20 protein-coding genes are annotated in these 23088 nt (G+C 60.8%); 17 read left to right on the plus strand and 3 right to left on the minus strand.

Features of this window, described 5'->3' with window-relative positions; genetic code table 11:
- Positions 1-128 precede the first annotated feature (128 nt).
- From MC375_RS07625 to MC375_RS07705, 17 genes are all read left to right on the plus strand, one after another.
- Entirely contained in the window at positions 129-347 is a 219-nt protein-coding gene (locus tag MC375_RS07625) for a YdcH family protein (RefSeq protein ID WP_242102684.1), read from the plus strand.
- 294 nt (positions 348-641) lie between these two features.
- The gene (locus MC375_RS07630; RefSeq protein ID WP_242102980.1) at positions 642-2012 is read left to right on the plus strand and encodes a pyridoxal-phosphate dependent enzyme; all 1371 of its coding nucleotides are present in this window, start codon (positions 642-644) and stop codon (positions 2010-2012) included.
- A gap of 55 nt (positions 2013-2067) precedes the next feature.
- Positions 2068-3252 carry a cystathionine gamma-synthase gene (locus MC375_RS07635; RefSeq protein WP_242102685.1) on the plus strand — a complete coding sequence of 395 codons (1185 nt, stop codon included), beginning with the start codon at positions 2068-2070 and terminating at the stop codon, positions 3250-3252.
- A 31-nt stretch (positions 3253-3283) separates the two neighbouring features.
- Positions 3284-4072 (plus strand): ABC transporter permease, encoded by a 789-nt coding sequence (locus tag MC375_RS07640; protein ID WP_242102686.1) that lies wholly within the window; start codon positions 3284-3286, stop codon positions 4070-4072.
- A 5-nt stretch (positions 4073-4077) separates the two neighbouring features.
- Positions 4078-5238 (plus strand): ABC transporter ATP-binding protein, encoded by a 1161-nt coding sequence (locus MC375_RS07645; protein WP_242102687.1) that lies wholly within the window; start codon positions 4078-4080, stop codon positions 5236-5238.
- Between the two features lie 12 nt (positions 5239-5250).
- Positions 5251-6651, plus strand: a complete 1401-nt coding sequence (locus tag MC375_RS07650) for a class I SAM-dependent methyltransferase (protein WP_242102688.1) — start codon at positions 5251-5253, stop codon at positions 6649-6651.
- Between the two features lie 96 nt (positions 6652-6747).
- Positions 6748-8508, plus strand: a complete 1761-nt coding sequence (locus tag MC375_RS07655) for a sulfotransferase (protein ID WP_242102689.1) — start codon at positions 6748-6750, stop codon at positions 8506-8508.
- Positions 8505-11642, plus strand: a complete 3138-nt coding sequence (locus tag MC375_RS07660; RefSeq protein WP_242102690.1) for a glycosyltransferase — start codon at positions 8505-8507, stop codon at positions 11640-11642. The genes MC375_RS07655 and MC375_RS07660 overlap by 4 nt, the downstream gene beginning before the upstream one ends.
- On the plus strand, positions 11639-12343 hold the full coding sequence (locus MC375_RS07665) for a WbqC family protein (protein WP_242102691.1): 705 nt from the start codon (positions 11639-11641) through the stop codon (positions 12341-12343). The genes MC375_RS07660 and MC375_RS07665 overlap by 4 nt, the downstream gene beginning before the upstream one ends.
- Positions 12340-13272 carry a glycosyltransferase family 2 protein gene (locus MC375_RS07670; protein ID WP_242102692.1) on the plus strand — a complete coding sequence of 311 codons (933 nt, stop codon included), beginning with the start codon at positions 12340-12342 and terminating at the stop codon, positions 13270-13272. Before MC375_RS07665 ends, MC375_RS07670 begins: the two co-directional genes overlap by 4 nt.
- The gene (locus tag MC375_RS07675; protein ID WP_242102693.1) at positions 13269-14336 is read left to right on the plus strand and encodes a sulfotransferase; all 1068 of its coding nucleotides are present in this window, start codon (positions 13269-13271) and stop codon (positions 14334-14336) included. The genes MC375_RS07670 and MC375_RS07675 overlap by 4 nt, the downstream gene beginning before the upstream one ends.
- Complete coding sequence (locus MC375_RS07680; protein WP_242102694.1) at positions 14333-14722, plus strand: hypothetical protein; 390 nt, start codon at positions 14333-14335, stop codon at positions 14720-14722. Before MC375_RS07675 ends, MC375_RS07680 begins: the two co-directional genes overlap by 4 nt.
- Entirely contained in the window at positions 14719-15270 is a 552-nt protein-coding gene (locus MC375_RS17700) for an acyltransferase (protein WP_343223593.1), read from the plus strand. The genes MC375_RS07680 and MC375_RS17700 overlap by 4 nt, the downstream gene beginning before the upstream one ends.
- Positions 15267-15584, plus strand: coding sequence for an EamA family transporter (locus MC375_RS07690; RefSeq protein WP_242102695.1), 318 nt, complete (start codon positions 15267-15269; stop codon positions 15582-15584). Before MC375_RS17700 ends, MC375_RS07690 begins: the two co-directional genes overlap by 4 nt.
- The gene (rffA, locus tag MC375_RS07695; RefSeq protein WP_242102696.1) at positions 15584-16720 is read left to right on the plus strand and encodes a dTDP-4-amino-4,6-dideoxygalactose transaminase; all 1137 of its coding nucleotides are present in this window, start codon (positions 15584-15586) and stop codon (positions 16718-16720) included. The genes MC375_RS07690 and rffA overlap by 1 nt, the downstream gene beginning before the upstream one ends.
- Positions 16721-16769: 49 nt before the next feature.
- On the plus strand, positions 16770-18803 hold the full coding sequence (locus MC375_RS07700) for a hypothetical protein (RefSeq protein WP_242102697.1): 2034 nt from the start codon (positions 16770-16772) through the stop codon (positions 18801-18803).
- Between the two features lie 87 nt (positions 18804-18890).
- Entirely contained in the window at positions 18891-19709 is an 819-nt protein-coding gene (locus MC375_RS07705; RefSeq protein WP_242102698.1) for a class I SAM-dependent methyltransferase, read from the plus strand.
- Positions 19710-19738: 29 nt separating this feature from the next.
- Here MC375_RS07705 and MC375_RS07710 read toward each other — a convergent pair whose 3' ends face one another.
- From MC375_RS07710 to cysD, 3 genes are read right to left on the minus strand one after another with little or no spacing between them, the layout of a single operon-like run.
- The gene (locus MC375_RS07710; protein ID WP_242102699.1) at positions 19739-20242 is read right to left on the minus strand and encodes a hypothetical protein; all 504 of its coding nucleotides are present in this window, start codon (positions 20240-20242) and stop codon (positions 19739-19741) included.
- A gap of 50 nt (positions 20243-20292) precedes the next feature.
- Positions 20293-22173, minus strand: coding sequence for a sulfate adenylyltransferase subunit CysN (gene cysN / locus MC375_RS07715; protein ID WP_242102700.1), 1881 nt, complete (start codon positions 22171-22173; stop codon positions 20293-20295).
- A complete protein-coding gene (gene cysD / locus MC375_RS07720; RefSeq protein ID WP_242102701.1) occupies positions 22173-23084 on the minus strand; it encodes a sulfate adenylyltransferase subunit CysD in 912 nt (303 codons plus the stop codon). The genes cysN and cysD overlap by 1 nt, the downstream gene beginning before the upstream one ends.
- Positions 23085-23088 lie beyond the last annotated feature (4 nt).

Raw genomic sequence — 23088 nt, forward strand, 5'->3', positions numbered from 1 at the left:
CTTGCGGAGGCGGCCTCCGGGGTCGCATCCGCACCGCTCGCAGCATCTCCCCCGCTCCAGTGCTCACCCGCAACGCCCCGTGCCCTCGCAGGCCGGGGCGTTTGCATTTGACCTAGAAGGAGGCACCCATGTTTGAAGGGCAACCGCAGGCGGAACTCGACGAGATCATGAAGGCCAACAGCGAGTTCCGGCAGCTGTATTACCGCCACAAGGAACTGGACAAGCAGGTGCTCGACGCCGAGCTCGGAGTGCTGCCGATCGACGACAGCACCCTGTCCCAGATGAAGCGCGAGAAGCTGGCCGCCAAGGACCGCCTGACGCGAATGTACGAATCCATCCAGCACTGATCCTTCGTTCCACGGCGCGGGCGGAGGCGGCCATCCTCGTCGGCCGTCGCCGCCCGTGCGCATTGTTTGAGTGCGGGGCACGCAAGCAACCCAAGGTTTGCGGAGCAAACCTCGGGCCCCATGCCCTTGCTTCCAAACCCCGCCCCTTCGGGGCGCCCCCTTGCTAAGGGGCTTTCCTCCAGAAAGTATCTCGCGCGCGGCGCCTGGCGCCCGGTATGCGCAGGCGCCCGGCGCGGTTGCTGCCACATGGCCGATAATCTGCGGCTCCATCCGCAGCCGGGCGGCCAGCATTCCATGCCTATCCATCAGTCCGTCCTCGAACTCGTCGGCAACACGCCCATCGTGCAGGCCCAGCGTCTCGACACCGGCCCGTGCACGCTGTACCTCAAGCTGGAAAGCCAGAACCCCGGCGGTTCGATCAAGGACCGGATCGGGCTGTCGATGATCGAAGCGGCCGAGCAGCGCGGCGACATCCGGCCGGGTGACACGCTGGTCGAGGGCACCGCCGGCAACACCGGCATCGGCCTGGCCCTGGTCGCGCAGCAGAAGGGCTACAAGCTGGTGCTAGTGGTTCCCGACAAGATGAGCCGCGAGAAGATCTTCAACCTCAAGGCGATGGGCGCCCAGGTCGTGCTGACCCGGTCGGACGTGGCCAAGGGTCATCCGGACTATTACCAGGACCTGGCCGAACGGATCGCGCGCGAGACTCCGGGCGCGTACTTCATCAACCAGTTCGGCAACCCCGACAACCCGGCCGCGCACGAATTCGTGACCGGGCCGGAGATCCTGCGGCAGATGGACGGGGACCTGGACGCGATCGTCTTCGGCTGCGGCAGCTCGGGCACGATGACCGGCCTGTCGCGCTGCTTCGCGCAGCATTCGCCCGAAACCGAACTGATCCTGGCCGATCCGGTGGGCTCGATCCTGGCCGAGTACATCAACGAGGGCACGCTCAGCGAAAAATCCGCCAGCTGGATGGTCGAGGGCATCGGCGAGGATTTCCTGCCCACCATCTCCGACTTCAGCCGGGTCAAGCGGGCCTATGCCATTACCGACAAGGAGAGCTTCCTCACCGCGCGCGAGCTGCTGGAGAAGGAGGGCATCCTCGGCGGCTCGTCCACAGGTACCCTGCTGGCCGCCGCGCTGAAGTACTGCCGCGCGCAGACCGAACCCAAACGGGTGCTGGTGTTCGTCTGCGACACCGGCAACAAGTACCTGTCGAAGATGTACAACGACTACTGGATGCTGGACAACGGCTTTCTCGAGCGCGAGCCGAGCGGTGACCTGCGCGACCTCATCCTGCGTCCGTACTCGCAGCGCGACACTGTGGTGGTGGGTCCCGGCGACCTGTTGGTCACTGCCTACCAGCGGATGAAACTGTACGAGATCTCGCAGCTGCCGGTGATGGACGGCGAGCACCTGGTCGGGATCGTCGACGAATCCGACGTGCTGCTGCATGTCTACGGCGACGAGGCCAGGTTCAAGGATCCGGTCTCGACCGCCATGGTCAGCAAGATCGACTCGCTGGACGTCAAATCCCCGATCGAGTCTCTGCTGCCCCTGTTCGACCGCGGCCACGTGGCCATCGTCAAGGACGGCGAGAAGTTCCTGGGCCTGATCACCCGGATCGACCTGCTCAACTACCTGCGCAGGCGGGTGCAGTAGGGCGGGCGAGGGCGAGGCGAATGCTAGAATTCGCCGATTGTTTCAGGGCAAAAACATGAACGAAACCGACGGCGACGCAGCCCCCGGCGCGTCCCGCTGGGGCTTGGGTACCCTGGCGATCCACGGCGGCCAGGCGCCGGACCCGAGCACCGGCGCGGTGATGCCGCCGATCTACGCGACCTCCACCTACGCCCAGTCCAGCCCGGGCGTACACCAGGGGTTCGAGTACTCGCGCACTCACAACCCCACGCGCTTCGCCTACGAGCGCTGCGTGGCAGCGCTGGAAGGCGGCAGCCGCGGGTTCGCCTTTGCCTCGGGCATGGCAGCGACCTCGACCCTGCTGGAGCTGCTCGACAGCGGTAGCCATGTCGTCGCTATGGACGACCTCTACGGCGGCAGCTACCGCCTGTTCGAGCGCGTGCGCCGCCGCTCGGCCGGGCTGGACTTCAGCTTTGTCGACCTCACCGATCCGGCCGCGTTCGAAGCCGCGATCCGGGCCGACACGCGCATGGTCTGGATCGAAACCCCGACCAACCCGATGCTCAAGATCGTCGACCTGCAGGCGATCTGCGCGATCGCGCGCAAGCGCGGGCTGGTCTCGGTGGTCGACAACACGTTCGCTTCTCCGATTCTGCAGCGCCCGCTGGAACACGGCGCAGACATCGTCATGCATTCGGCCACCAAGTACCTCAACGGGCATTCGGACATGGTCGGCGGCATGGTGGTGGTCGGCGACAACGCCGAACTCGCCGAGCAGCTGGCCTTCCTGCAGAACTCGATCGGCGCAGTACAGGGGCCGTTCGACAGTTTCCTGGCATTACGCGGGTTGAAGACGCTGCACCTGCGGATGAAGGCGCATTGCGAAAGCGCGCAGCAGGTCGCGGAATGGCTGCAAGGCCATCGTGCGATCGAGCATGTGATCTACCCGGGCCTGGAGTCGCATCCGCAGCACGCACTCGCCGCCCGCCAGATGGACGGGCCCGGCGGCATCGTCTCGATCCGCCTGAAGGGCGGTTTCGAGGCGGCCAGGCGCTTCTGCGAACGAACCGAACTGTTCACCCTGGCCGAATCGCTGGGTGGCGTGGAGAGTCTGGTAAACCATCCGGCGGTGATGACGCATGCGTCGGTGCCGGTGGAAAGGCGCAAGGTGCTCGGCATTGCGGATGATTTGGTGCGGTTGAGTGTCGGTGTGGAGGCCCTTACAGACCTGCTCGCCGACCTGGATCGGGCATTGTTGTGAAGTCGGGATCGCTTTTTGGCCGAGGCGCAGCATGAGGTCGCTGAGCCACGACCTTGCGGAGAGCATGAGAGCTCCAGAGTTCTGGGCGCTTTCGAGTTGGCTCGATATCGTGGTGCGATACCGTCAATCCCGCCTCGGGATTTTCTGGCTCGTTGCTCCGGCGATCGTCTATATCTGGGGTTTGGGAGCGTTTTTTGCCGCCATGATGGGCGTCAGCGTGACCAGATTCGCGGCCCATGTGGCAATCGGTTACGTGGTCTATCGATTGGTCAGCAGCGCTATCGTCGAATCGACCACGGCTTTCTCATCCGCAGGTGCGTTCATCCAGGATGGCCACATGCGGTTGACCGACTTCGTGCTCAGGGTATTGGCCAAGGCACTGTTTTACTTCGTGATGTCGCTGCCGGTGGTCGCGGTGGCTCTGGCGATCTATCCCGACATCCACTGGAGCGGATTCGCCTATGCGCTAGCTTCATTTCCGCTGGTAATCCTCAACGCGCTGTGGGTTGGGATCTTGTTTGCCTTGGTCGGTGCCCGCTTTCCGGACCTCAGCCAGTTCATTGGCAACGTCTTCATGTTCGCGTTTCTCCTCACGCCAATTATCTGGCAGGCGGACTCGATGCCTGCCGATAGCTTGCGTGGATTGCTGATGCGTTTTAATCCCCTGTTCCATATGGTCGAAGTGGTTCGAGCGCCGATCCTTGGTGAGCAGCTGGAGGGTCTTACTTTGTATTACCTTGGCGCAATGACCTTGCTGGGTTGGGCCGCGGCGATCTTCGCCTATCGGCGTTACGCGCGCTTCGTGCCAATCTGGATCTGACGGCGATGAGCGCCTCCATCACGGTTGAACGGCTCACTCTGTCGGTGCCGATCTACTTGCAGCGCGAGCGCCGTGCCAGCGGCTGGGCGAGGATGTTCCTGGGCGCTGCGTTTGATCCGCCACGACGCGAGCTCATCCGGCTGCTCGACGACATCAGCTTCGAGGCGCACGAAGGGGATCGCATAGCCATTCTGGGCCGCAACGGCGCTGGCAAGTCGACCCTGCTACGCGTGCTGAATGGCGTGTATGCTCCTACTTCGGGTCATGTGCGAGTGGATGGCAGCTGCCAGGCGCTGCTCAATATGTCGCTGGGATTCAATGGCGAGGCGACCGTGCGCGAGAACATTTTCCTGCGCGGTACCGCGATGGGGCTGAAGGCGGCCAGCCTGCGCGAGCAAATTGAGCCGATTCTGGATTTTTCCGGACTTCACGACAAGTCGAATCACCGCTTGCGCACATTGTCGGCCGGGCAGAGGATGCGGCTGGGCTTCGCGATCTCGACCACGTTCCAGCACGATGTGATCCTGATGGACGAATGGGTTGGGGCGGGCGATTCAGAATTCATGGCCCGGGCGACCGAACGGATGAAGGGGCGCGTCGGTGGTAGCAAGGTAGTGATGTTGGCCAGTCACAGCGTCGGCTTGCTACGCGATATTTGCAACAAAGGGCTCGTACTGGAACAGGGACGGGCCGTGCACTTCGGGGACATTCTGTCGTCGCTGCGGGCCTACCACGACTTGCTTGCGTCGCTGCGCGAACAGGACGTCGTCCCCGAGTTGCAGTCGACTTCCGCCGAGGTGATCTACGGCTGCGTAGAGAACCTGATCGTGGCGCATGGCGCGATCCATCTGCAAGGCTGGTGTGTCAGCAATACCGGAAAGGTTCCGCGGACGTTGGCTTTGGCGATCGGCGGCACGCGCCATGCGGCCACTGTATTCGAGTCCTGCCCACGTCCCGATGTGATGCGTCACTTTGGGTTGAGCAACGACCAGTGTGGTTTTCGTGCGACTTTCGCGGTCCCGGGTCTCGAATCCGCGAACGATATCGACTTTGACCTCAGGGTGCTGGGCGGGCACTCGATCGAGGATGCACACGCCCCGCTGCGCATCGCGGGCGCGGTGTCGGCGATGCTTCGCCCCTCAACCCGTTCAACGACAGTCCAGTAGATCGCAACGAGAATGGCTCAGTATCAGTCCTTTCCCGACGCCACCGGCGACTCCCGTACGCTCGAGAAGCTGAAAGCGCTACGGCTGCCTCCGCTCGCGGGTAAGCGGTTCCTGGACGTGGGATGTAATGAAGGTTTTTTTTGTGGTTACGCGCTGTTCGATGGCGCGCTTCGTGCAGTCGGCATCGACAGTTCTGCACTATTCATATCGCGAGCGCGCCGCCGGTTTCCTGCCGGTGAGTTCCTGCACCAGGGATGGGAAGAGCTCCCGGACGGGCCATTTGACGTCATCCTCCTCGCCTCGGCATTGCATTATGCAGAGGATCAACCCGGGCTCATCAGGTCGCTTGTTGCTCGGTTGGCGCACGATGGTGTGCTGGTGCTTGAACTCGGCATCGCGTCGTCGCCGAAGGAGGAATGGGTCAACGTCGAGCGCGGAATCGACGAGCGTCTGTTCCCAACCATGCCGTTGCTGCGTAGATTGCTGAACGACTACGCCTGGAAGTGGATGGGACCGAGCGTCGCCCAGTCCGGCGATCCCGTTGCAAGACATGTAATCCACGTGTACCGGCGTCGTCCAATTGCGTACCTGCTGATGGAGCCGCCGGCGTACGGGAAGACGAGCATTGCAACGGGCTTGTTCGCCGAAGCCCGGATTCCCGTGGTTTCCGGGGATTCCGTGATCGCAGATCTGGCCGCAGGCAAGCGCTCGGCAAGCGATGCGCTACGGAACCTGCTCGCTGACCGGTACTCCCCATTCCGGATCGACGAACTAGTGCGGGAAGCTTTCGACCATGGCGGGGGTGGCGAGCTTGTGGACGCATGGGTTTCCGCTGCTGAAGGGGAAACCTTCGCTCTCGACGGGTACGTTCCTGCGGAATGGCAGGATTATGTGAAGCGCGCCTTGATAGAGGCGGGATATATGCCCGTAGCAATGCACTGGGAGCGGGTTGGCGCTGCTCTGCCAGCGGCCGCCGACCGGGACGCGAGTGCCGAAAACTATTTCCTCCACCTGAGCGAGGAACTGACCGAGGCGCCCTCAAGCGAGGGGCCTGATTCCCGGCTGCCTATGCAAGGCTTCATCGACGAAGTAAGCGTCGAGGAAGGCTTCCTCGTGATACGGGGTTGGGTAGTAGGGCAGGATGGCAAAATGCCCCGATGCCTCCAGATCCGGTCGGTGGCGGGCAGCCATCTGCTGGAAGAGTTTGAGCGTCAGCTTCGACCGGATGTGCAGAAGTATCTGGGCTTGCCGCATGCAGTCTGCGGTTACCGCGTCCGGGTGCCGTTGGCGGGCAAGGCGGTCAACCTCGCCAAGCTTGTTCGGACACTGGAAGTGCGCGCAGGCAACGGCGCGAACAGCCTGGGACCAGCGCTGACGCTGGCCGGTCACCTCGCACTCCGCTCTCGAGGATAGGCAGGGCTTGGCTGATGGCTTCATGGAACCCTCGGGCACAATGGCACTCGGCGGCGGGCTTCGGTTCGGCGCGCGGATACGCGGGGAAATGACGACATGCAAATGATCGTGCTTGGCATGCATCGATCGGGCACGTCCGTGCTCGCACGGGTACTGAACCTGATGGGTGGATATTTTGGCCCGGAAGGGGTCAGCACGGGCTCGAACCAGGAAAATCCAAAGGGCTTCTGGGAGCGACGCGATGTGCGCGCCCTGAACGACTGGGTCCTGCATTCCGTTGGCGCAGACTGGAATCGGCTGGCCCGATTCGACGTGGATAACCTGCCGGAATCCATCGTCAGCGAGTTCTCCCAGCGGGCGGCGCGATTGGTGCTGGAGCTCGATGCCCATCGTCCTTGGTTCCTCAAGGAGCCGCGCTTGTGCATCCTGCTTCCGCTGTGGCTGCGCGTGCTTGAAGTGCCCATAGCCATCCACATCATCCGACACCCGGTGGAGGTCGCTGCTAGCCTGCGTACGCGCAACGGTATTCCAATTGCCGCGGGACTGGCGTTGTGGGAGAAACACGTCAGATCCGCAGTTGCGATGTCAAGGCATTTGCCGGGCGTCCTTGTCACGCACAGACAGCTGGTACTGGAGCCCGCACAGGAAATTGCACGCCTTCACAAGGAGCTTGCTGACCTCGGCGTTGCCGGTTTGAGGTTGCCAGGCAAGCAAGAAATAGATGCGTTCGTAAGCACGGATCTCTATCGGGAACGCGAATCGAGCATCGACGTGAACGAAAACGACGGCGCGGAACAGGTCCGGCTCTTCGGGCGATTTAAGGACGGCCTCCCGCATTTGGAGCTCAAGCTTCCGGCGGGTAGCGTCAAGCAACTGGTGCACTACGAGTCGACGTTGCCGCCTATGGACCCCACTCCGAAGAGCCAAGCCATGCCGCAATCGGTCGACGTCGCCCTGCGAGAAAAAGTAGCGGCACGCGAACAGGAGGCGAAATCGCTGCGCGAGTCCGTTGCGAAGCTCGAGGCGAGCCTGCTACGTAAGGAGGAGCGACTCACTGCAGAGCTGATGAGCATCGGCCAGTTGCAAGCCCAGGCAATGTTCGTCGAGCAGCAGTCCGCCGCTGCCAGAATGGAGATCGGCAAGCTCCAGGCAGAGCTAGAGCGCAGCCTCGTTAAAGCAGCCGGGCAAGAGCGGGAACTCCAGTCCCTGCAGTCCAGAGTCGCGACGCTATCGGCAGCCAACGCGTCCGCGGAGTCGCGTTTAGAGCAAGCCATTGCCAAAGCAAAAGCAGAACAAGCCGATCACTCGCGCCTGTTGGAGAAAAGCGAGGCCGCCCGCTCAGAGGCGGAGCAGAACTCCGAGACGAGATTCCAAGAATTGGCCATGCTCACACAAGTGCTGCTCGAGCGTGAAACGGCACTTGAATCTGCACGGAAGGATCTAGAGGCAGCGAACGCTGATTTGTCCGAATGCAGGACGGAGCGCGATACAGCGCACGAGTCACTGGCGCGCATGCGAAACAGTCGGTCCTGGCGGATCACGGCGCCCATTCGCGCCCTTTTTGGCGGACGACCAAATCGTCCGCATGGTGCACCGGCTAAAGAAATCGACATCGTCTCCCGTTCCGGATTGTTTGACCGCCAGTGGTACCTGGAGACCTATCCCGATGTCGCAGCCAGCGGGATGGACCCCATCGAGCACTTTCTGCGGTTCGGTGCCGTTGAGCGCCGCAATCCCGCGCCGGGCTTCGATGTGGAAAGCTATCTGGCAAAGAATCCCCATGTCGCACAGTCGGGCATGAATCCATTGGTCCATTTCATCGTCAACAGGTCGTCGGAGGGGCAGAGTCGCACATGACCGTGCTTTCGGTTCCATGTACAGCGCTGCTTCGTAAGCAGATCGTCGCCTCCGGTTTTGTGGACGACAGCTGGTATAGGGCACGTTACCGCGACGTAGCGATGGTGGGAATGGATCCGGTTGAGCACTATCTGCGAATTGGAGCTCTTATCGGCCGTTCTCCAGGCCCCTTGTTTGATGGCCCCCGGTACCTTCGCGAGTATCCGGACATTGCGGCCTCAGGAAAGAATCCGCTCCTCCACTACCTCCAACATGGGATCCGCGAGGGACGGATTCGCCATCCCCTGGAGCGAGTACCGGTCGGGGATCCCGCCGAGCACCTGGAATCGCTAGCCAATGCCACGCTCGACGGCGCGCCAAAACGGATGTTCGCAGGCTTCGACTTCGATGCTCAGGAGGAATTCCTCGGATGCATCGCCAAGCTTGTCGGAGACTCCGAGGCATGTAAGGTCAGCGTGATCATGCCAACCTATAACCGGGGTGGCATGATCGGAACGGCAATCGAGTCGGTACTGGCGCAGACGCATCCGTCCTGGGAGCTGTTGATCGTCGACGACGGCAGTAGCGACAACACTTTCGATGTGGTCGGCTCATTTGCCGCAGACTCACGGATTCGTATTTTCCGCCAGCATCACAGAGGTGTCAGCGCGGCGCGCAACACTGGGCTGGCGAATGCAGAGGGTGATTGGATTTTCTATCTGGATTCCGACAATCGTTGGGCACCAGATTTCTTGCGTTCGATGGTGGTCTACCTCAAGCATGTCGGGCGCCGGTGCGGGTACAGCGCCATCGCCGTTCAAGACGACGACGGTGCCGTCGCAGGCTACCGGGGCGAGCCGTTCGACTGGAACGAATGCATCAAGGGGAACTACGTCGACCTGAATGCGTTCTGCCACGACCGGACCCTGTACCAGCTCAATGGCCCATTCGACGAAAGCCTTCGGAGGATGGTGGACTGGGACCTCATCCTTCGTTACACCAAGGCCGAATCGCCTGCTTACGCGCCCTTCGTTGGATGCTATTACCGCAACAGCAACGCCGACACCTCGCGCATCTCGGTATCGCAGCCGCTGGCATACCGCAGCGTTGTCCAAGCCAAGAACAGGCTCGAAGACCCAACGCCGGAGGCGATCGCGACCGACTTGAGGCTGCGCTTTGCCATTAAGATCCCCGCCCCGTTCGAGAAGCGCCAGGAGTGGGGCGACTTTCATTTTGCGGAGTCGCTCAAAACCAGCCTTGAACGTCTGGGCCATACGGTAGTCATCGACTTCCTCGGGAACTGGTACGACCGACCGGTTAGCCACGACCAGGTGGTACTCGTACTTCGTGGCCTCACCGCCTACGAACCCAGGCCGGGGCAAATCAACATCCTGTGGAACATCAGCCACCCCGACCAGGTTGCCTATGACGAATACGATGCGTACGACATCGCGTACGTTGCTTCCTTGTCGTACCCGAGGCTTCTCAACCAGATAGTGTCAAGTCCAGTGCGGCCGCTCCTGCAATGCACCGACACTGATCGCTTCTGTCTTACTAGCGTCGCTGCCGCGAATGAAGACGCTATATTCGTGGGAAACTCACGCAACGAATATCGGCGCATCGTTCGTTGGGCGGTAGAATCTGGTGCCAGAGTCAAGGTCTACGGCAGTCGCTGGCAGCAGTTCATCGACGAGGACCGCATTGCCGGCGAGAACATCGATAACCGTCTGCTCGGCGAGCATTATGCTTCCGCCAAGGCTGTACTCAACGACCATTGGGACTCGATGCGCGATTTCGGGTTCGTGTCCAACCGCGTGTTCGATGTTCTGGCCGCGGGCGGACGCTTGATCTCGGATCCGGTGCCTGCAATCTCGAAAATATTCACCAATGGCGTGTACGAGGTGGATTCGGCGGAGTCGCTTTCTCGCGCGCTCTTGGAAATGGACGGTACGGAAGGTCGGCCCGATCGCGGGCTTGCGGCCGATGTAGCCCGGCAGCATTCGTTCGATTCGCGGGTCATGCAGATCTGCAACGATATTCTTGTCTTTCTTGGTCTGCCAAAAGTGCATGCCGGCAACGACGGTACCGCCGAGCTCAGGTTTTCGCCCGAGCCCACTCGCGTAGGCGTACTCATGCAGAAAGGCAGGTATGGACCCACCAGTTCGGGCTACATTCGGCTGCTCGCTCCGCTGACCACGGATGAGGCGTTGGGGAAAGTCGAAATCGTGGTGCTCGACGGGGTGGACGACCCCGCCGGGGAGGAGTGCGAAGCTTGGGTCGTCCAGCGCACCGCCATCGGTGATCCGCATGCGGCCGAAGCACTCGTGGACCGACTACAGCAGCGGGGTGCGGCCCTCTTCGTTGACATTGACGATGCGCTTGCATTGCTCGATCCGTCGCACCCAGAAGCCGACGATTATCGGGTCAAGGATACGTCGCTGCGTTATCTCATGGGCGAGGCAAGGCAGGTTTGGTTTTCGACCGAGCATCTGCAAAGCGTCTACCCTGAGGTGGGCGCGCGCGGACGAGTATTCCGCAACAATCTGGACCCGCGTCTCTGGCGAAACTACCGCAAGCGGCGGCGATCCGTGGGAAGCAGCGACATGATGGAGCTGCTGTACATGGGAACGGCGACCCATGATGCTGATTTTGCGCTACTCCTTCCGGCACTCGATCGCTTGCACGAAGCGCATCCCGGCCGGTTCCGCCTGACTGTCATCGGTGCGTTGCGTCGGCCGCCGGATCGGGAATGGTTGCAGGTTACGACACCGCGCGGAAACCAGGGCAACTATGCAAGGTTTGTGCGTTGGCTGGCGCTCCAAGGTCCTTTCGATGTCGGATTGGCTCCACTGGCCGACACTCCATTCAACACTTGCAAGTCGGACATCAAGTTCCTTGACTACAGCGCGCTGGGGATAGCTACAGTACTCTCGGACAGCCCAGCTTACGGTGGCCTAGCAGGACGGGGTCTGGCGTTTGCATGCGGGAACACTGCGGACGCCTGGTTCGAGGTGCTGCAGGGGATCTTGGTTGGCGAACTGGATGTGGACGCAATTGCGAGTCATGCGTGGGACTATCTGTGGAACGAACGCACGGTTCAGGCCGAGCCCCTGATGCAGGCGATCGCGTCCGCTACATCGTGCGAGACCCGATGAAGCGAATTGCCATCCTTCAGTCCAACTACATACCTTGGAAAGGGTATTTCGACATCATCGCGGCGGTCGATGAATTCGTCGTCTATGATTGCGTTCAATACACCAAGAACGACTGGCGAAACCGCAATCAGATCAAGACGCCACGGGGCAAGGCGTGGCTCACCATCCCGGTTCGCCAGCGGAGCTTGGAACAGACCATCGAGCGGACCGAGATCGCTGACTCAGCCTGCTTCTCAAAGCATTGGTCGACGTTTCGGCAGAACTATGCGAAAGCCCCTCACATTGGCTTTTGCGCAGAGGCCCTGCAACCATTGTTTCAGGAACTCGGCGCATATCGCCTTCTATCACAAGCTAATGTCCGCATGATCAGGGCAATCTGCGAGCTGATCGGAATCAGCACCCGCATCCGGCATTCCGGTGAATTCGAGCTGTTCGGCGACCGCAACGAACGGTTGGTGAACATATGCCGCCAAGCCGGAGCTTCGTATTATCTCTCGGGTACGGCGGCGAAGACTTACTTGGACGAGAGTCGGTTCGCGGAGGCGGGCGTGGTGGTCGAATGGATGAGTTACGACGGCTATGCGGAGTACCCGCAGCTTCATCCGCCGTTCGACCATTACGTCAGTGTGCTCGACCTCATTGCTTCCGTCGGCTCGAAGGCGTCCGAGTACATGCTGCATGCCCGAAGGAAGGCGACATGAACCGTTCGATCAGCGTCGTCGTGCCGGTATTTCGCAGCGGGCCCATGTTGTCAGTTCTATATCAGCGCCTGAGCGCCGTTCTGTCTGCGTTGACCGAGCGCTGGGAGATCGTGCTTGTGGACGACGCGAGTAACGACGGTACGTTTGACCATATGCTTGAGATAAGGCGCATCGACCAACGAGTCAAGCTCATCCGTTTCGCGCGCAATATGGGCCAGCATTACGCGACCCTGCATGGATTGCGTCGCTGTTGCGGAGACTATGTCCTGACACTGGATGACGACCTGCAGAATCCGCCCGAGGAGATCCCGCGGTTCATCGCCAAATTGGACGATGGTTACGACCTGGTAATCGGCCGGATCGAAGGCGCAAAGCGGCATTCTTTTCTTCGCAACCTCGCCAGTGGCGCCGTGCAGAAGCTGATCGGCCGGATTCTCGGCAAGCCCCCTTCGTTGTCGCTGTCGAGCTACAGATGCATGAGTGCGCGCGCGGCGAGGGGGATTTCGTCCTATTCAGGAGCGCAAGCATATCTGCCAGCACTGATATTCGGCGCGGTGCCGCTGGACCGGATATGCAATCTCGATGTCGCCCACCATTCGCGCCTCGACGGACGCAGCCAGTACACCTTGCGCAAGCTGTTGAAGCTGTCCTCGTATCTGGTCGTCAACCATTCCTCCATTCCCCTGCGCTTCGTGACTGCCTGGGGTACTTTCTTGAGCATCGCCAGCCTGATCTATGCGAGCTACGTGGTGCTGGACGTACTGTTGACAGGTTCGAAAGTTACCGGTTGGCCGACGCTGGCGGTACTCGTCTCGTTCATGTCGGGCAACATCCTGATGTGTATGGGTATCCTCGGCGAGTACATCGGCCGGATCGTCAGCGAAAGAGCACGTATGGGGCAATCTCCCGTGTTCGAGGAATTCCTGTGACCGGCCAGTTGTTCGTCACGGGCATGTTGCGGTCTGGCACCACGCTACTGCAGACCTTGCTGACAAACCATCCGCAGTTGTTCGTCGCATATCAACCGTTCCATCAACTCTATGTGGACGTGAAAAGGATGTTTCTCGAGGAGCAGGGCTGGAATCGCCTGCTGCCGCTCGGCGACGGCATGGATTCGTCCAGCGACGAGCCAGACCGATTCGCGGCCTGGCTGAGGTCACGCACCTTCGATGCCGACGAACTCAGGTTGCTTATCAGCCGAGCAGCTACCGGCAAAGGTGGCGGCGCGGCCGATTTCTCGGCACCGCCTTTGCCCGCGCCTCTCGGGTTCTTCGGGCTCAGTACCCACCTGCATGCCAGCCTGGCTACCCGGTTTTCCAGGGACGACGCGGGCCAGGTTGGTTCCAAGGAGGTGCTATGCGAAGAGTACCTGCCGGCCATGACCAGTGAGGGCATCCACTGTCTGCTGATCGTTCGCGACCCGCGTGCCGTTATTGCGTCCGCCAACCACGGCCGCTATCGGGCTCAGGTTGGAGACCGTTATCCGTTGCTGATGCTGGTCCGCCTGTGGCGGAAGAGCGCACGGGCCTGGTTGGCCATGGCGGGCACTGACAACGCGACCGTGGTTCGTTATGAAGATCTGGTTGCGAGACCGGACGCCGTACTCGAAGCGGTCGCCTCTGCCTTGTCGATAGCTTCGTTCCCCGATCAGCTCCTGCATTCGCCGTTGCGGGACCATCGAGGTGCGCCGTGGAAGGGGAATTCCTCGTTCGGCGACAAGATCAACGTCGACGCCGCCAGCGACGGCGCGTGGATGACCAAGCTTTCCACTGCCGAGGCGCGCTTCATCGAGGCATGCGCGAAGACGGAAATGGAGGCGCTTGGTTACGCGCCTGAGGTGCCGCCGCGTCGCATCGCGATTTCGGAATTCACCGAAAACGTCGTTGGGGTGCGCCCCGGGTATCTTGAACACTATGCACTTGGCCCAGCGAACCGCGAGATCGAGTTGGCGCGATGGGACGCGGGAGCCGGTGATGGACCGGCGTCGCCATGACCGATGACGTGATTGGTAGCGGGAGACCGGAGCCTGGATCAGTGGCGCTACTGGTGATGCTCACGCTATTCAACGTCGGCTTGCAACTGGGAAGCGCGTTGATGCTTAAGTTGGCTCCCGACCTGGGCTCAGGCAGGTATGCTTGGATCGGCATTCTGCTGGGCGGAGTCCTTGTGCTCAATGTCGTGCGGTTCGTGATTTGGGGTGCGGTGCACCGGCGCTACCCCCTGAGTGTCGCCTATCCGGCGTCGGCCGTGTTTTTCCCGGGGATTCTGGCGATGGCATGGTGGTTCGGCGAGACGGTAGGGCCGTCCCAGGTTGCAGGCGCTGGTCTGGTTATGGTTGGGGTCGTAGTTCTGCTGTCGGAACGGAGCATGGCATCGTGACGAGCGACATGCGATGGCATGGCAAGCTGCTGGCGAATCATGCGTACCTTTATGCGCTTAACGCCTATTATCTTTTGCTTGGCTGCCTTCCCGAGCCTCTGCGGGGGCTAGGGTACCGGTTTGTGCTTGGTCGCTTGGGAAGCGGCGTATATTTCGACGCGCGGGTTTATATCAAATTTCCATGGCTGGTCGAGATCGGCAGCAAGGTGAGTATCAACCGGGGAGTGGAGATTTACCCGAGCTATAGAACTGGTAACAAGGTCGTAATCCACGACGACGTGCGAATTGGACCTCATGCAAGGTTTCATGCCGCCGGCCACGACATCGAATCGCCTGATTTCACGGAAACCGGTGCCGACATCGTCATCGGTCCACGCAGCTGGATCGGGGCGGGCGCAGTGATCCTGCCTGGTGTCCATGTGGGAGAAGGGGCGGTCGTCGCGGCCGGAAGCATCGTCACCCGCAGCGTTCCCGACTACGCCGTCGTCGCCGGCGCACCGGCGCGCGTCATCCGCGACCGTGGCGAGTCGGCGAGGCAAGTACGATGATGCTGTCGTTGTTCTCGCTGCTCGGCGCCTTGGGCGCTACCGCGGCAGCCCAGATCTCCTACAAGAAATACAGCATGGAGCATGGCCGTCGTAGCCTATGCCTCACGATCGTGTTGTTCGGCATCGCGCCTCCATTGACCTATCTTGCTGTCAAGGGGTTCGGTGTCGGTACGGTCTACATGAGTACTGCCATTACCTACGTCCTAGTCGCACTCGCAGGCTGGCGCATGTTTGGCGAAAAGCCAACCCATCGCAGGATCGTCGGGATGGGGTTCGTCCTTGTCGGAATATTGGTCTACGGGATCGGTCTCTGATGTCTATTCCATTCAACAAACCCTATATGACCGGGCGCGAGCTATGGCTTATCAGTCAGGCGCACGCCAACGGTCATCTCTCCGGAGACGGCCGATTCACAAGACAATGCCATACGTGGCTTGAGCGTGCGATCGGTTGCCGCAAGGCATTGCTCACCCACTCATGCACCGCAGCTCTGGAAATGTCGGCTCTGCTGCTCGATCTCCAGCCGGGCGACGAAGTCATCATGCCTTCATTCACGTTCGTGTCCACGGCGAACGCTTTTGTTCTAAGGGGCGCGATTCCGGTGTTTGTCGATGTTCGACCGGATACGTTGAATCTCGATGAATCGCTGGTCGAGGCGGCGATCACGTCCCGGACCAAGGCGATCTGCGTCGTGCACTACGCCGGAGTCGCTTGTGAAATGGACGCGATCACCGCCGTTGCCGAACGGCATGGGCTGAAGGTAGTGGAGGATGCCGCTCAGGGCATATTCTCTACGTACAAGGGGCGCCCGCTAGGCAGCCTGGGCGCATTCGGGGCGCTCAGCTTCCACGAGACCAAGAACGTGATCTCGGGGGAGGGCGGGGCGCTTCTGATCAACGATCAGGCATACGTTGAACGTGCGGAGATCATCCGCGAGAAGGGCACGAACCGTAGCAAGTTCTTCCGTGGTCAGGTCGATAAGTACACGTGGGTGGATGTCGGATCTTCGTATCTGCCGGGCGAGATCATTGCGGCATTCCTCGCTGCGCAGCTGGAGCAAGGTGAAGAGATCACCCGTATGCGCCTGTCGGTGTGGGATCGCTACCACGCATGGGCGCAGGCCTTCGAAGACCAAGAATTAGTGCGCCGGCCAGTGGTTCCTGAGCACTGTGGACACAATGCCCACATGTATTACCTGCTGTTGCGTGGCCTGGAGCAGCGCACAGCGTTCATCGAGGCGATGAAGGCGAAGGGAGTAGGCGCGGTATTTCACTACATTCCGCTACATTCGTCGCCGGCGGGCCAGCGATTCGGTCGTGCCGCCGGGCAGCTGCCTGTGACCGACGACGCGGCCGACCGTCTGGTGCGCTTGCCTCTGTGGACGGGGCTCGCCGAATCCCTCGACGAAGTGTTGGATGCGGCCGGCGATGTGCTCGCGACGCTGCGCTAGCCGCAAACCCTGTGCCCCCGCATTCGTGCACCAACGCCCCTGACGAGCCATGGCCTTGATCAGTACCGCGAAAACTCCCCCAGCCAGGTTTTCCGCCGCCGCGTGGGTGTTCGGCCTGCTCGCGTCCACGATCTTTGTCTGCAGCAGTGTGTTCTTTTTCAATGGAAGTAAGGTCGATGAGTCCGAGGTCGTCCTGAATGCCCTTGCGATCGCGGCTGGCGGCTGGGCCCCTGAGTGGTCGCCTGGCTACGGACACCTGGCGATGTACATACCAGGCATTGCGCTGGCTCTATCCTCCATTTTCCTGCAAGCGATGGGGGCGGCCGCGAGCCACGCGGACGCGGTGTACCTCCTCTTCGAGAGTGGGGGAGCGTACCGGATCACACGGTTCGTCTATGCGTTAGCCGACGTGGCGACTGCGTTGGTGTTCGCCCGGATCATAACGAGAGTTACCGGGATGCGGCTGGTCGCAGCGATGTCGGTCCTGTACTACCTGTTGGCGCCAGACACATGGCAATACGCCAACTATGTGCGTACCGACACATTGGTCTCTCTGTTCACGGCAATCGCCTTTTACCTGCTGGTCGCGCCGCGCACGAAGTACACTCCTTATCTGCTTGGCATTGCATTGGGCGCCGCCATCGCGTGCAAGTATTCGGCGGCGGCCTACCTCGGGCTGGTCGCACTGTTGCTGTTGCCGGAAGGAGATGGGGCGGCTAATTTTCGTCAGCGAATGGGCGCCGCGCTTGTCGCTGGCGTCACGTCGATCGTGGCGATGATTGTATTCCAGCCACATTACGACTATTCCAGCATTTTTTCGGCTGTCAACGTCCACCTTTCCGGGTCCAAGTTCACGCAAGAAGCGGTTGGGCCGGCCGAACGCCTATCTCGACTTTGGGCTATCGCCAAAACCCTTGAGCCGCTAGCGCTGGTCTTTGCGGCGACGATGTGGCTGGGCTTGTTGCGGCCGCGGCGTTTCGCGCCCCTGCTTATGGGCGTTGCGATTGGCGTCGCGCCGTTCTTTTTCTCCAACTTTCCGCGCGATTACTGGCTCATTCCGTTCGCAGACGTCCTTCGTGGCGCGGGTTGGTTTGGCCTGGCCTGCGCAATCGCGGCGCTGGGGTCCCGATCTGCAGTGGCCTCGTCCGTCCTGAAGGCGCTGGTTGCCGTGGGGCTGCTCTCAGTGGTCGTGACCCGGCTGCCGGATTTGCAAAAGAATCGGATGGCCCCCACTAGAGCGACCAATGCCGAAGATGCCAGGCGTTGGCTCTACGTAAACGTTGCGAACCGGGAACGCTTGGTCTACGCCTACGAGAAGAACTTTCTATTGCCGCGGGCGTATTCCTTTCACGACTACAAGGCCGCCGCCGATTTCTCACGGGTATTCATCTTCTATCGCGAGGGCTTCGAATCGCTTCACAAAGCATTCCGCAGGCAGTTGTACACGGTCGAGTATGCCGATTTCGCCGGCATGGGGCAGGTGCCCCCTATGTGGCTGCGGGTCGATTCCGATGGCAGCGGACCCGCCCCACGCCTGTGTGCGGGTGAACGCTGCTATCCGGCCAAGGTTGTCGCCTGCGAAGCGCTTCCCAACGACGCTCGGCCTTGCCGCAAGTACATGTGGAACATGGGCCGCCCGGAATTTCGGATTGATCTGTCACGCATGTCGCTTGAATTGCCTTCATCAGTCAAGGCTTTTGGGGTGTGTTGGTACAACTGCAGGCCAGGATCACTATCCGTGTCCGTACCCACCCGACAGAGGGGACAGGTGCCGTTCTTGGACCTGGCGGCAAGTCTTTTCGCCCCCGCGGAGGTCAAATCCCTGACCGCTATACGCGCGATGCCGGCTGACAACAGGCGTCTGTTCATCGTTACAACGCCGCAGGCCTACCAGCCCTGGTTGGGCGGCGCAGGCTTGTCACCCGCCGAGACACGCAAGCCTGGCGCATTCGAGCGCATGTTCAAGGCCAGGTTGGTACAGCGTTTCCATGAAGGCCATGGCCCTGTGATCGAGATATACGAGAAGATGCCAGAATCCTCCAAAGCTTCTAGGACTCCGTCGCACGCCCATGCAGCGAAGTGAGCCAGGATTGAAACGCGTCGCCGCGGAGTGTTGGCTGTAGAGTCAAGAGGAGGCCGTTGTGCGCACACAAGCTCAGGATGCCCACGTATGAGTGCAGCAATGGAAGTCGACAGACTCGCCTTGGTTAGGGACCAAGGTGATTCCCGCTTGTCTTGGCGCCGTCGCCAAGTGCTCACCGGCGCAAGCATCGTCAAACCCGATATCGCGCTGGAAATCGGCGCCTTTGACAATCCAACTTTGCGCGTCACCGACGGTTTTCAGGTGCGTTACGCTGATTACTTCTCTTCCGACGAACTTCGCCAAAAGTACGCCGACAATCCACGGCGCGATCTCTCCCGCATTGTAGAGGTGGATTACGTCGTCAACGGCCCGCGCTTGTCACGTTTCATTCTGGAACGCATCGGTTTGGTGGTCGCAAACCACGTAATCGAGCATGTAGGCGACCCTATCGGCTGGCTCGTCGACATGGCATCGTTCTGTTCTGACGACGCTTCGATCTTTATGGCAGTTCCAGACCAGCGCTTTACGTTTGATTACTTCAAGCAGCCTACCGATGTCGGGTGCCTCGTCAGGGCGCACGAAGAAGGTAAGGTTCAACCAGATTCTTATGACGTTGCGCGTATGCGTTATCTGCATACACGAGTTGATCCTCTAGCGCTTTGGGACGGAGCCGTCCCGGCGCGGCCAGGCGATGAGCGGCCCACTTACCGGCAAATTCTGGAAAACGCGCGTGCAGAAGTTGAATCGGGTTACACCGATGTGCACTGCACCTACTACACAGCCGACTCGTTCATGCAAATATTCGGTGAGCTCCATCGCTCGCGATACGTTCCATGGAGGGTCGAACTCCTGCAGGGGGTAGAGCGGGGCGGCAACGAGTTCTACGTATTGATGGAGCGCGATTGAAAGAGCGCCCCAAGGGAGGGCGCTCAAGGTCACTGACCCGGAGTGGTGGGTACAGTTCGAGCGCCCGAAGTCGGAAGAGCGCGCAGCGGCCATCCCATCGTTACGGATCCCTTTGCAGAGGGGTTCTGCATTTTCTCGTCACCGCCAGATCGGATTTGCGCGCGTAGCTGTCCGAACCCTGGCTTGTCCGCAACGAAATGGATGCTCCCGTCCTTCTGCACGCCCCACATGCCTTTGGAGAAGCCCACGGCGATGGCGCTTTGCGTCAAGCTGCCCGCGATCGACGCGGCGTCGCCTTCCAGAAATTCGACCGTGATCCTCTGTCGCTGCTTGCGCCCACGCACCACCTCCTTCTTGGTGTAGTGGTAGGGAAAGGCGAGCTGGAACCCCTGAGGCAACGCTTCAGGTAAAGCAGTTCCGGAAGCGGTTGCGGGGGAAGACGGAGATGCGTCGGGCGCACTCGGGTTACTCGCAGGCTGACATGCAGCCAGTGCGAGCAAAGACGACAGTGCAACGGTGGCGTATTTCTTCATGGGTCCCTTCGAGGTGAGGTTGGATCTTCTGCGGACTGCATGGATGCGTGTCAGGTGAGACGGTCGACGATGCTCTGGGCTAATTCGTCGGGTGAGCTCGTTGTTGTCGCAAGTACGAATTCGGCATGCTCGGGACGTTCGTAAGGGGAGTCGATCCCGGTGAAGTTCTTGATGTGGCCAGCGCGGGCTTTCGCATACAGGCCCTTGATGTCGCGCTGCTCGGCCACTTCCAGGGGGGTATCGACGAACACCTCGAGAAACTCACCCTCTTCGAACATTTCCCGCGCCATCCTTCGTTCTGCCCGGAATGGCGAAATGAAGCTGACCAACACAATGAGGCCGGCGTCGACCATCAGTTTCGCGACTTCGGCGACACGACGAATATTCTCCACCCTGTCCTCATTGGTGAAGCCAAGATCCTTGTTCAGTCCGTGGCGGACGTTATCACCGTCGAGGATGTAGGTATGCTGCCCCATCGCCAGCAGTCGCTTCTCGACTAGGTTGGCTATGGTCGATTTTCCGGAACCCGAAAGCCCAGTGAACCAAAGGCAACGGGGCGTCTGGTGTTTGACCCGGGCGCGAGCTGACTTGTCGACTTCGAGATGCTGCCAGTGGATGTTGCCAGCACGACGCAGCGCAAAGTCCAGGGTGCCTGCCGCGACGGTGGCGTTAGTCTGGCGATCAATCAGGACGAACGCGCCGAGTTCGTGGTTGTCGGCATACGCTTCAAACGCAATCGGCTGGTCGAGGTAGAGGTTGCAGTACGCCACCTCGTTCAGATCCAGGTGCTTGGCAGCCAGTTGATCCTGGGTATTGACGTCGATCTTGTGCTTGATCTCCGTGACTTGGGCGCCGACGGTCCGGGCGCCAAGCTTCAGCCAGTATGGGCGCCCTGGGAGCAGAGGCTGTTCGTCCAGCCATAGCAGATGTACCGCGAACTGATCGGCTACCTCCGGAGGGCTGGAGGCGAGTGCAATCACGTCGCCACGGCTGGCGTCGACTTCATCGGCCAAGGTGAGGGTGACCGCGTGGCCCGCGCCGGCGCGCTCGAGGTCGCCGCTTGAGGTGACGATCCGCGCCACGGTTGAACGCCGCCCGGAAGGCAGGACCATAATTTCCGTGCCCGGCGAAATTTCGCCGGAAACAACCTGGCCCGCAAAACCGCGGAAATTCTGATCGGGGCGGCAAACCCACTGTACCGGCATCCGGAAGCCCAAGTCATTGCCGGCAGGTTCCACCTGAACGGTCTCCAGGTACTCGAGCAGGGCGTCGCCCGTATACCAGGGCATGGCTGGCGAAGGGGCCAGCATGTTGTCGCCGTTGAGCGCCGATATGGGGATGCAGGCGACGTTCGGTATACCGAGCTGGTCGGCCAATCTCCCGTAGCCGGCGACGATCGCGTCGAATACGCCTTGGTCGTAGTCGACCAGATCCATTTTATTTACCGCCAGCAGTACATGGCGAATGCCGAACAGCGAGACGATGTAGCTGTGGCGGCGGGTCTGGGTGAGCAGCCCTTTGCGTGCATCGACCAGGACAATGGCGACGTCAGCAGTGGAAGCGCCGGTCGCCATGTTGCGCGTGTACTGCTCGTGGCCGGGACAATCAGCGACAATGAACTTTCGCCTGTCGGTACCGAAAAAACGGTAGGCGACGTCGATGGTAATCCCTTGCTCGCGTTCGGCGGCGAGGCCGTCCACCAGCAGCGCGAAGTCAATCTCGCCGTTCTGGGTACCGTGCCGGCGGCTATCGGACTCAAGCGCCGCAACCTGGTCGTCCAGAAGCAACTTCGTATCGTGCAGCAGACGTCCTATCAAGGTGCTCTTGCCGTCGTCGACGCTGCCGCAGGTAATGAAGCGCAGGAGGCTCTTGGTCTCGTGCTGCTGCAGGTAACCCGCGACCTGTGCCTGGGGGTTCTGCGGGACATCCATCAGAAGTACCCCTCCTGCTTTTTTTTCTCCATCGACGCGGAGGGATCGTGGTCGATTACGCGTCCCTGCCGTTCTGATGTAGTGGCTACCAGCATCTCAGCAATGATTTTTTCCAACGTATCGGCATCCGACTCGATCGCTCCCGTGAGCGGATAGCAACCCAGAGTGCGAAAGCGCACTTTCTTCACCGCCGGCGTCTCGCCCGGGCGGAGCGGCAGGCGTTCGTCATCGACCATGATCAGTGAGCCGTCGCGCTCCACCACCGGGCGCTCAGCGGCGAAGTAAAGCGACGGCACCGGAATCTTTTCACGGTAGATGTAAAGCCAGACATCCAGTTCGGTCCAGTTGGAAATCGGGAACACGCGTACTGACTCGCCCTTGTGGATGCGGGTGTTGTACAGGTTCCACAGCTCAGGGCGCTGGTTCTTTGGGTCCCAACGGTGCTGGGTGCTCCGGAACGAAAAAATGCGTTCCTTGGCGCGCGATTTTTCCTCGTCGCGGCGTGCACCGCCGATCGCTGCGTCGTAGGCCTGCAGTTCGAGAGCCTGCTTGAGCGCCTGGGTCTTCATGACGTCGGTGTGCACCGTTGCGCCGTGACTGATCGGGCCAATCCCCTGCGCCACACCTTCCGGATTGGTGTGGGTGCGCAGTTCGATCCCCGTTTCCACGGCGCGACGGTCGCGGAAGCTGATCATTTCCCGGAATTTCCACCCGGTGTCCACGTGCAGGAGGGGGATCGGCGGGCGGGCTGGGAAAAAGGCCTTGACCAGCAGATGCAGCAGAACCGAGCTGTCCTTGCCGATCGAATACAGCATGACCGGGTTGCGGAACTCGGCTGCGACTTCTCGCAGGATATGGATGCTTTCGGCTTCGAGGCGGTCCAGGTGGGAGAGCGGTAGCGAACCGGACATTCAG

It is taken from the genome of Lysobacter sp. M2-1 (genome assembly GCF_022662495.1).
Classification (GTDB): Bacteria; Pseudomonadota; Gammaproteobacteria; order Xanthomonadales; family Xanthomonadaceae; genus JAKPBU01.

Bases quoted from the DNA above. Each gene is read 5' to 3' on its own strand.
- MC375_RS07655 (WP_242102689.1), top strand. From the start codon at position 6,748: ATGCAAATGATCGTGCTTGGCATGCATCGATCGGGCACGTCCGTGCTC.
- MC375_RS07640 (WP_242102686.1), top strand. From the start codon at position 3,284: ATGAGGTCGCTGAGCCACGACCTTGCGGAGAGCATGAGAGCTCCAGAG.
- MC375_RS07680 (WP_242102694.1), top strand. From the start codon at position 14,333: ATGACCGATGACGTGATTGGTAGCGGGAGACCGGAGCCTGGATCAGTG.
- MC375_RS07710 (WP_242102699.1), bottom strand. From the start codon at position 20,242: ATGAAGAAATACGCCACCGTTGCACTGTCGTCTTTGCTCGCACTGGCT.
- MC375_RS07630 (WP_242102980.1), top strand. From the start codon at position 642: ATGCCTATCCATCAGTCCGTCCTCGAACTCGTCGGCAACACGCCCATC.
- MC375_RS07700 (WP_242102697.1), top strand. From the start codon at position 16,770: ATGGCCTTGATCAGTACCGCGAAAACTCCCCCAGCCAGGTTTTCCGCC.
- MC375_RS07705 (WP_242102698.1), top strand. From the start codon at position 18,891: ATGAGTGCAGCAATGGAAGTCGACAGACTCGCCTTGGTTAGGGACCAA.
- cysN (WP_242102700.1), bottom strand. From the start codon at position 22,173: ATGGATGTCCCGCAGAACCCCCAGGCACAGGTCGCGGGTTACCTGCAG.
- MC375_RS07670 (WP_242102692.1), top strand. From the start codon at position 12,340: ATGAACCGTTCGATCAGCGTCGTCGTGCCGGTATTTCGCAGCGGGCCC.
- MC375_RS07650 (WP_242102688.1), top strand. From the start codon at position 5,251: ATGGCTCAGTATCAGTCCTTTCCCGACGCCACCGGCGACTCCCGTACG.
- MC375_RS07645 (WP_242102687.1), top strand. From the start codon at position 4,078: ATGAGCGCCTCCATCACGGTTGAACGGCTCACTCTGTCGGTGCCGATC.
- MC375_RS07660 (WP_242102690.1), top strand. From the start codon at position 8,505: ATGACCGTGCTTTCGGTTCCATGTACAGCGCTGCTTCGTAAGCAGATC.
- rffA (WP_242102696.1), top strand. From the start codon at position 15,584: ATGTCTATTCCATTCAACAAACCCTATATGACCGGGCGCGAGCTATGG.
- MC375_RS07635 (WP_242102685.1), top strand. From the start codon at position 2,068: ATGAACGAAACCGACGGCGACGCAGCCCCCGGCGCGTCCCGCTGGGGC.
- MC375_RS07690 (WP_242102695.1), top strand. From the start codon at position 15,267: ATGATGCTGTCGTTGTTCTCGCTGCTCGGCGCCTTGGGCGCTACCGCG.
- MC375_RS07665 (WP_242102691.1), top strand. From the start codon at position 11,639: ATGAAGCGAATTGCCATCCTTCAGTCCAACTACATACCTTGGAAAGGG.
- MC375_RS07625 (WP_242102684.1), top strand. From the start codon at position 129: ATGTTTGAAGGGCAACCGCAGGCGGAACTCGACGAGATCATGAAGGCC.
- cysD (WP_242102701.1), bottom strand. From the start codon at position 23,084: ATGTCCGGTTCGCTACCGCTCTCCCACCTGGACCGCCTCGAAGCCGAA.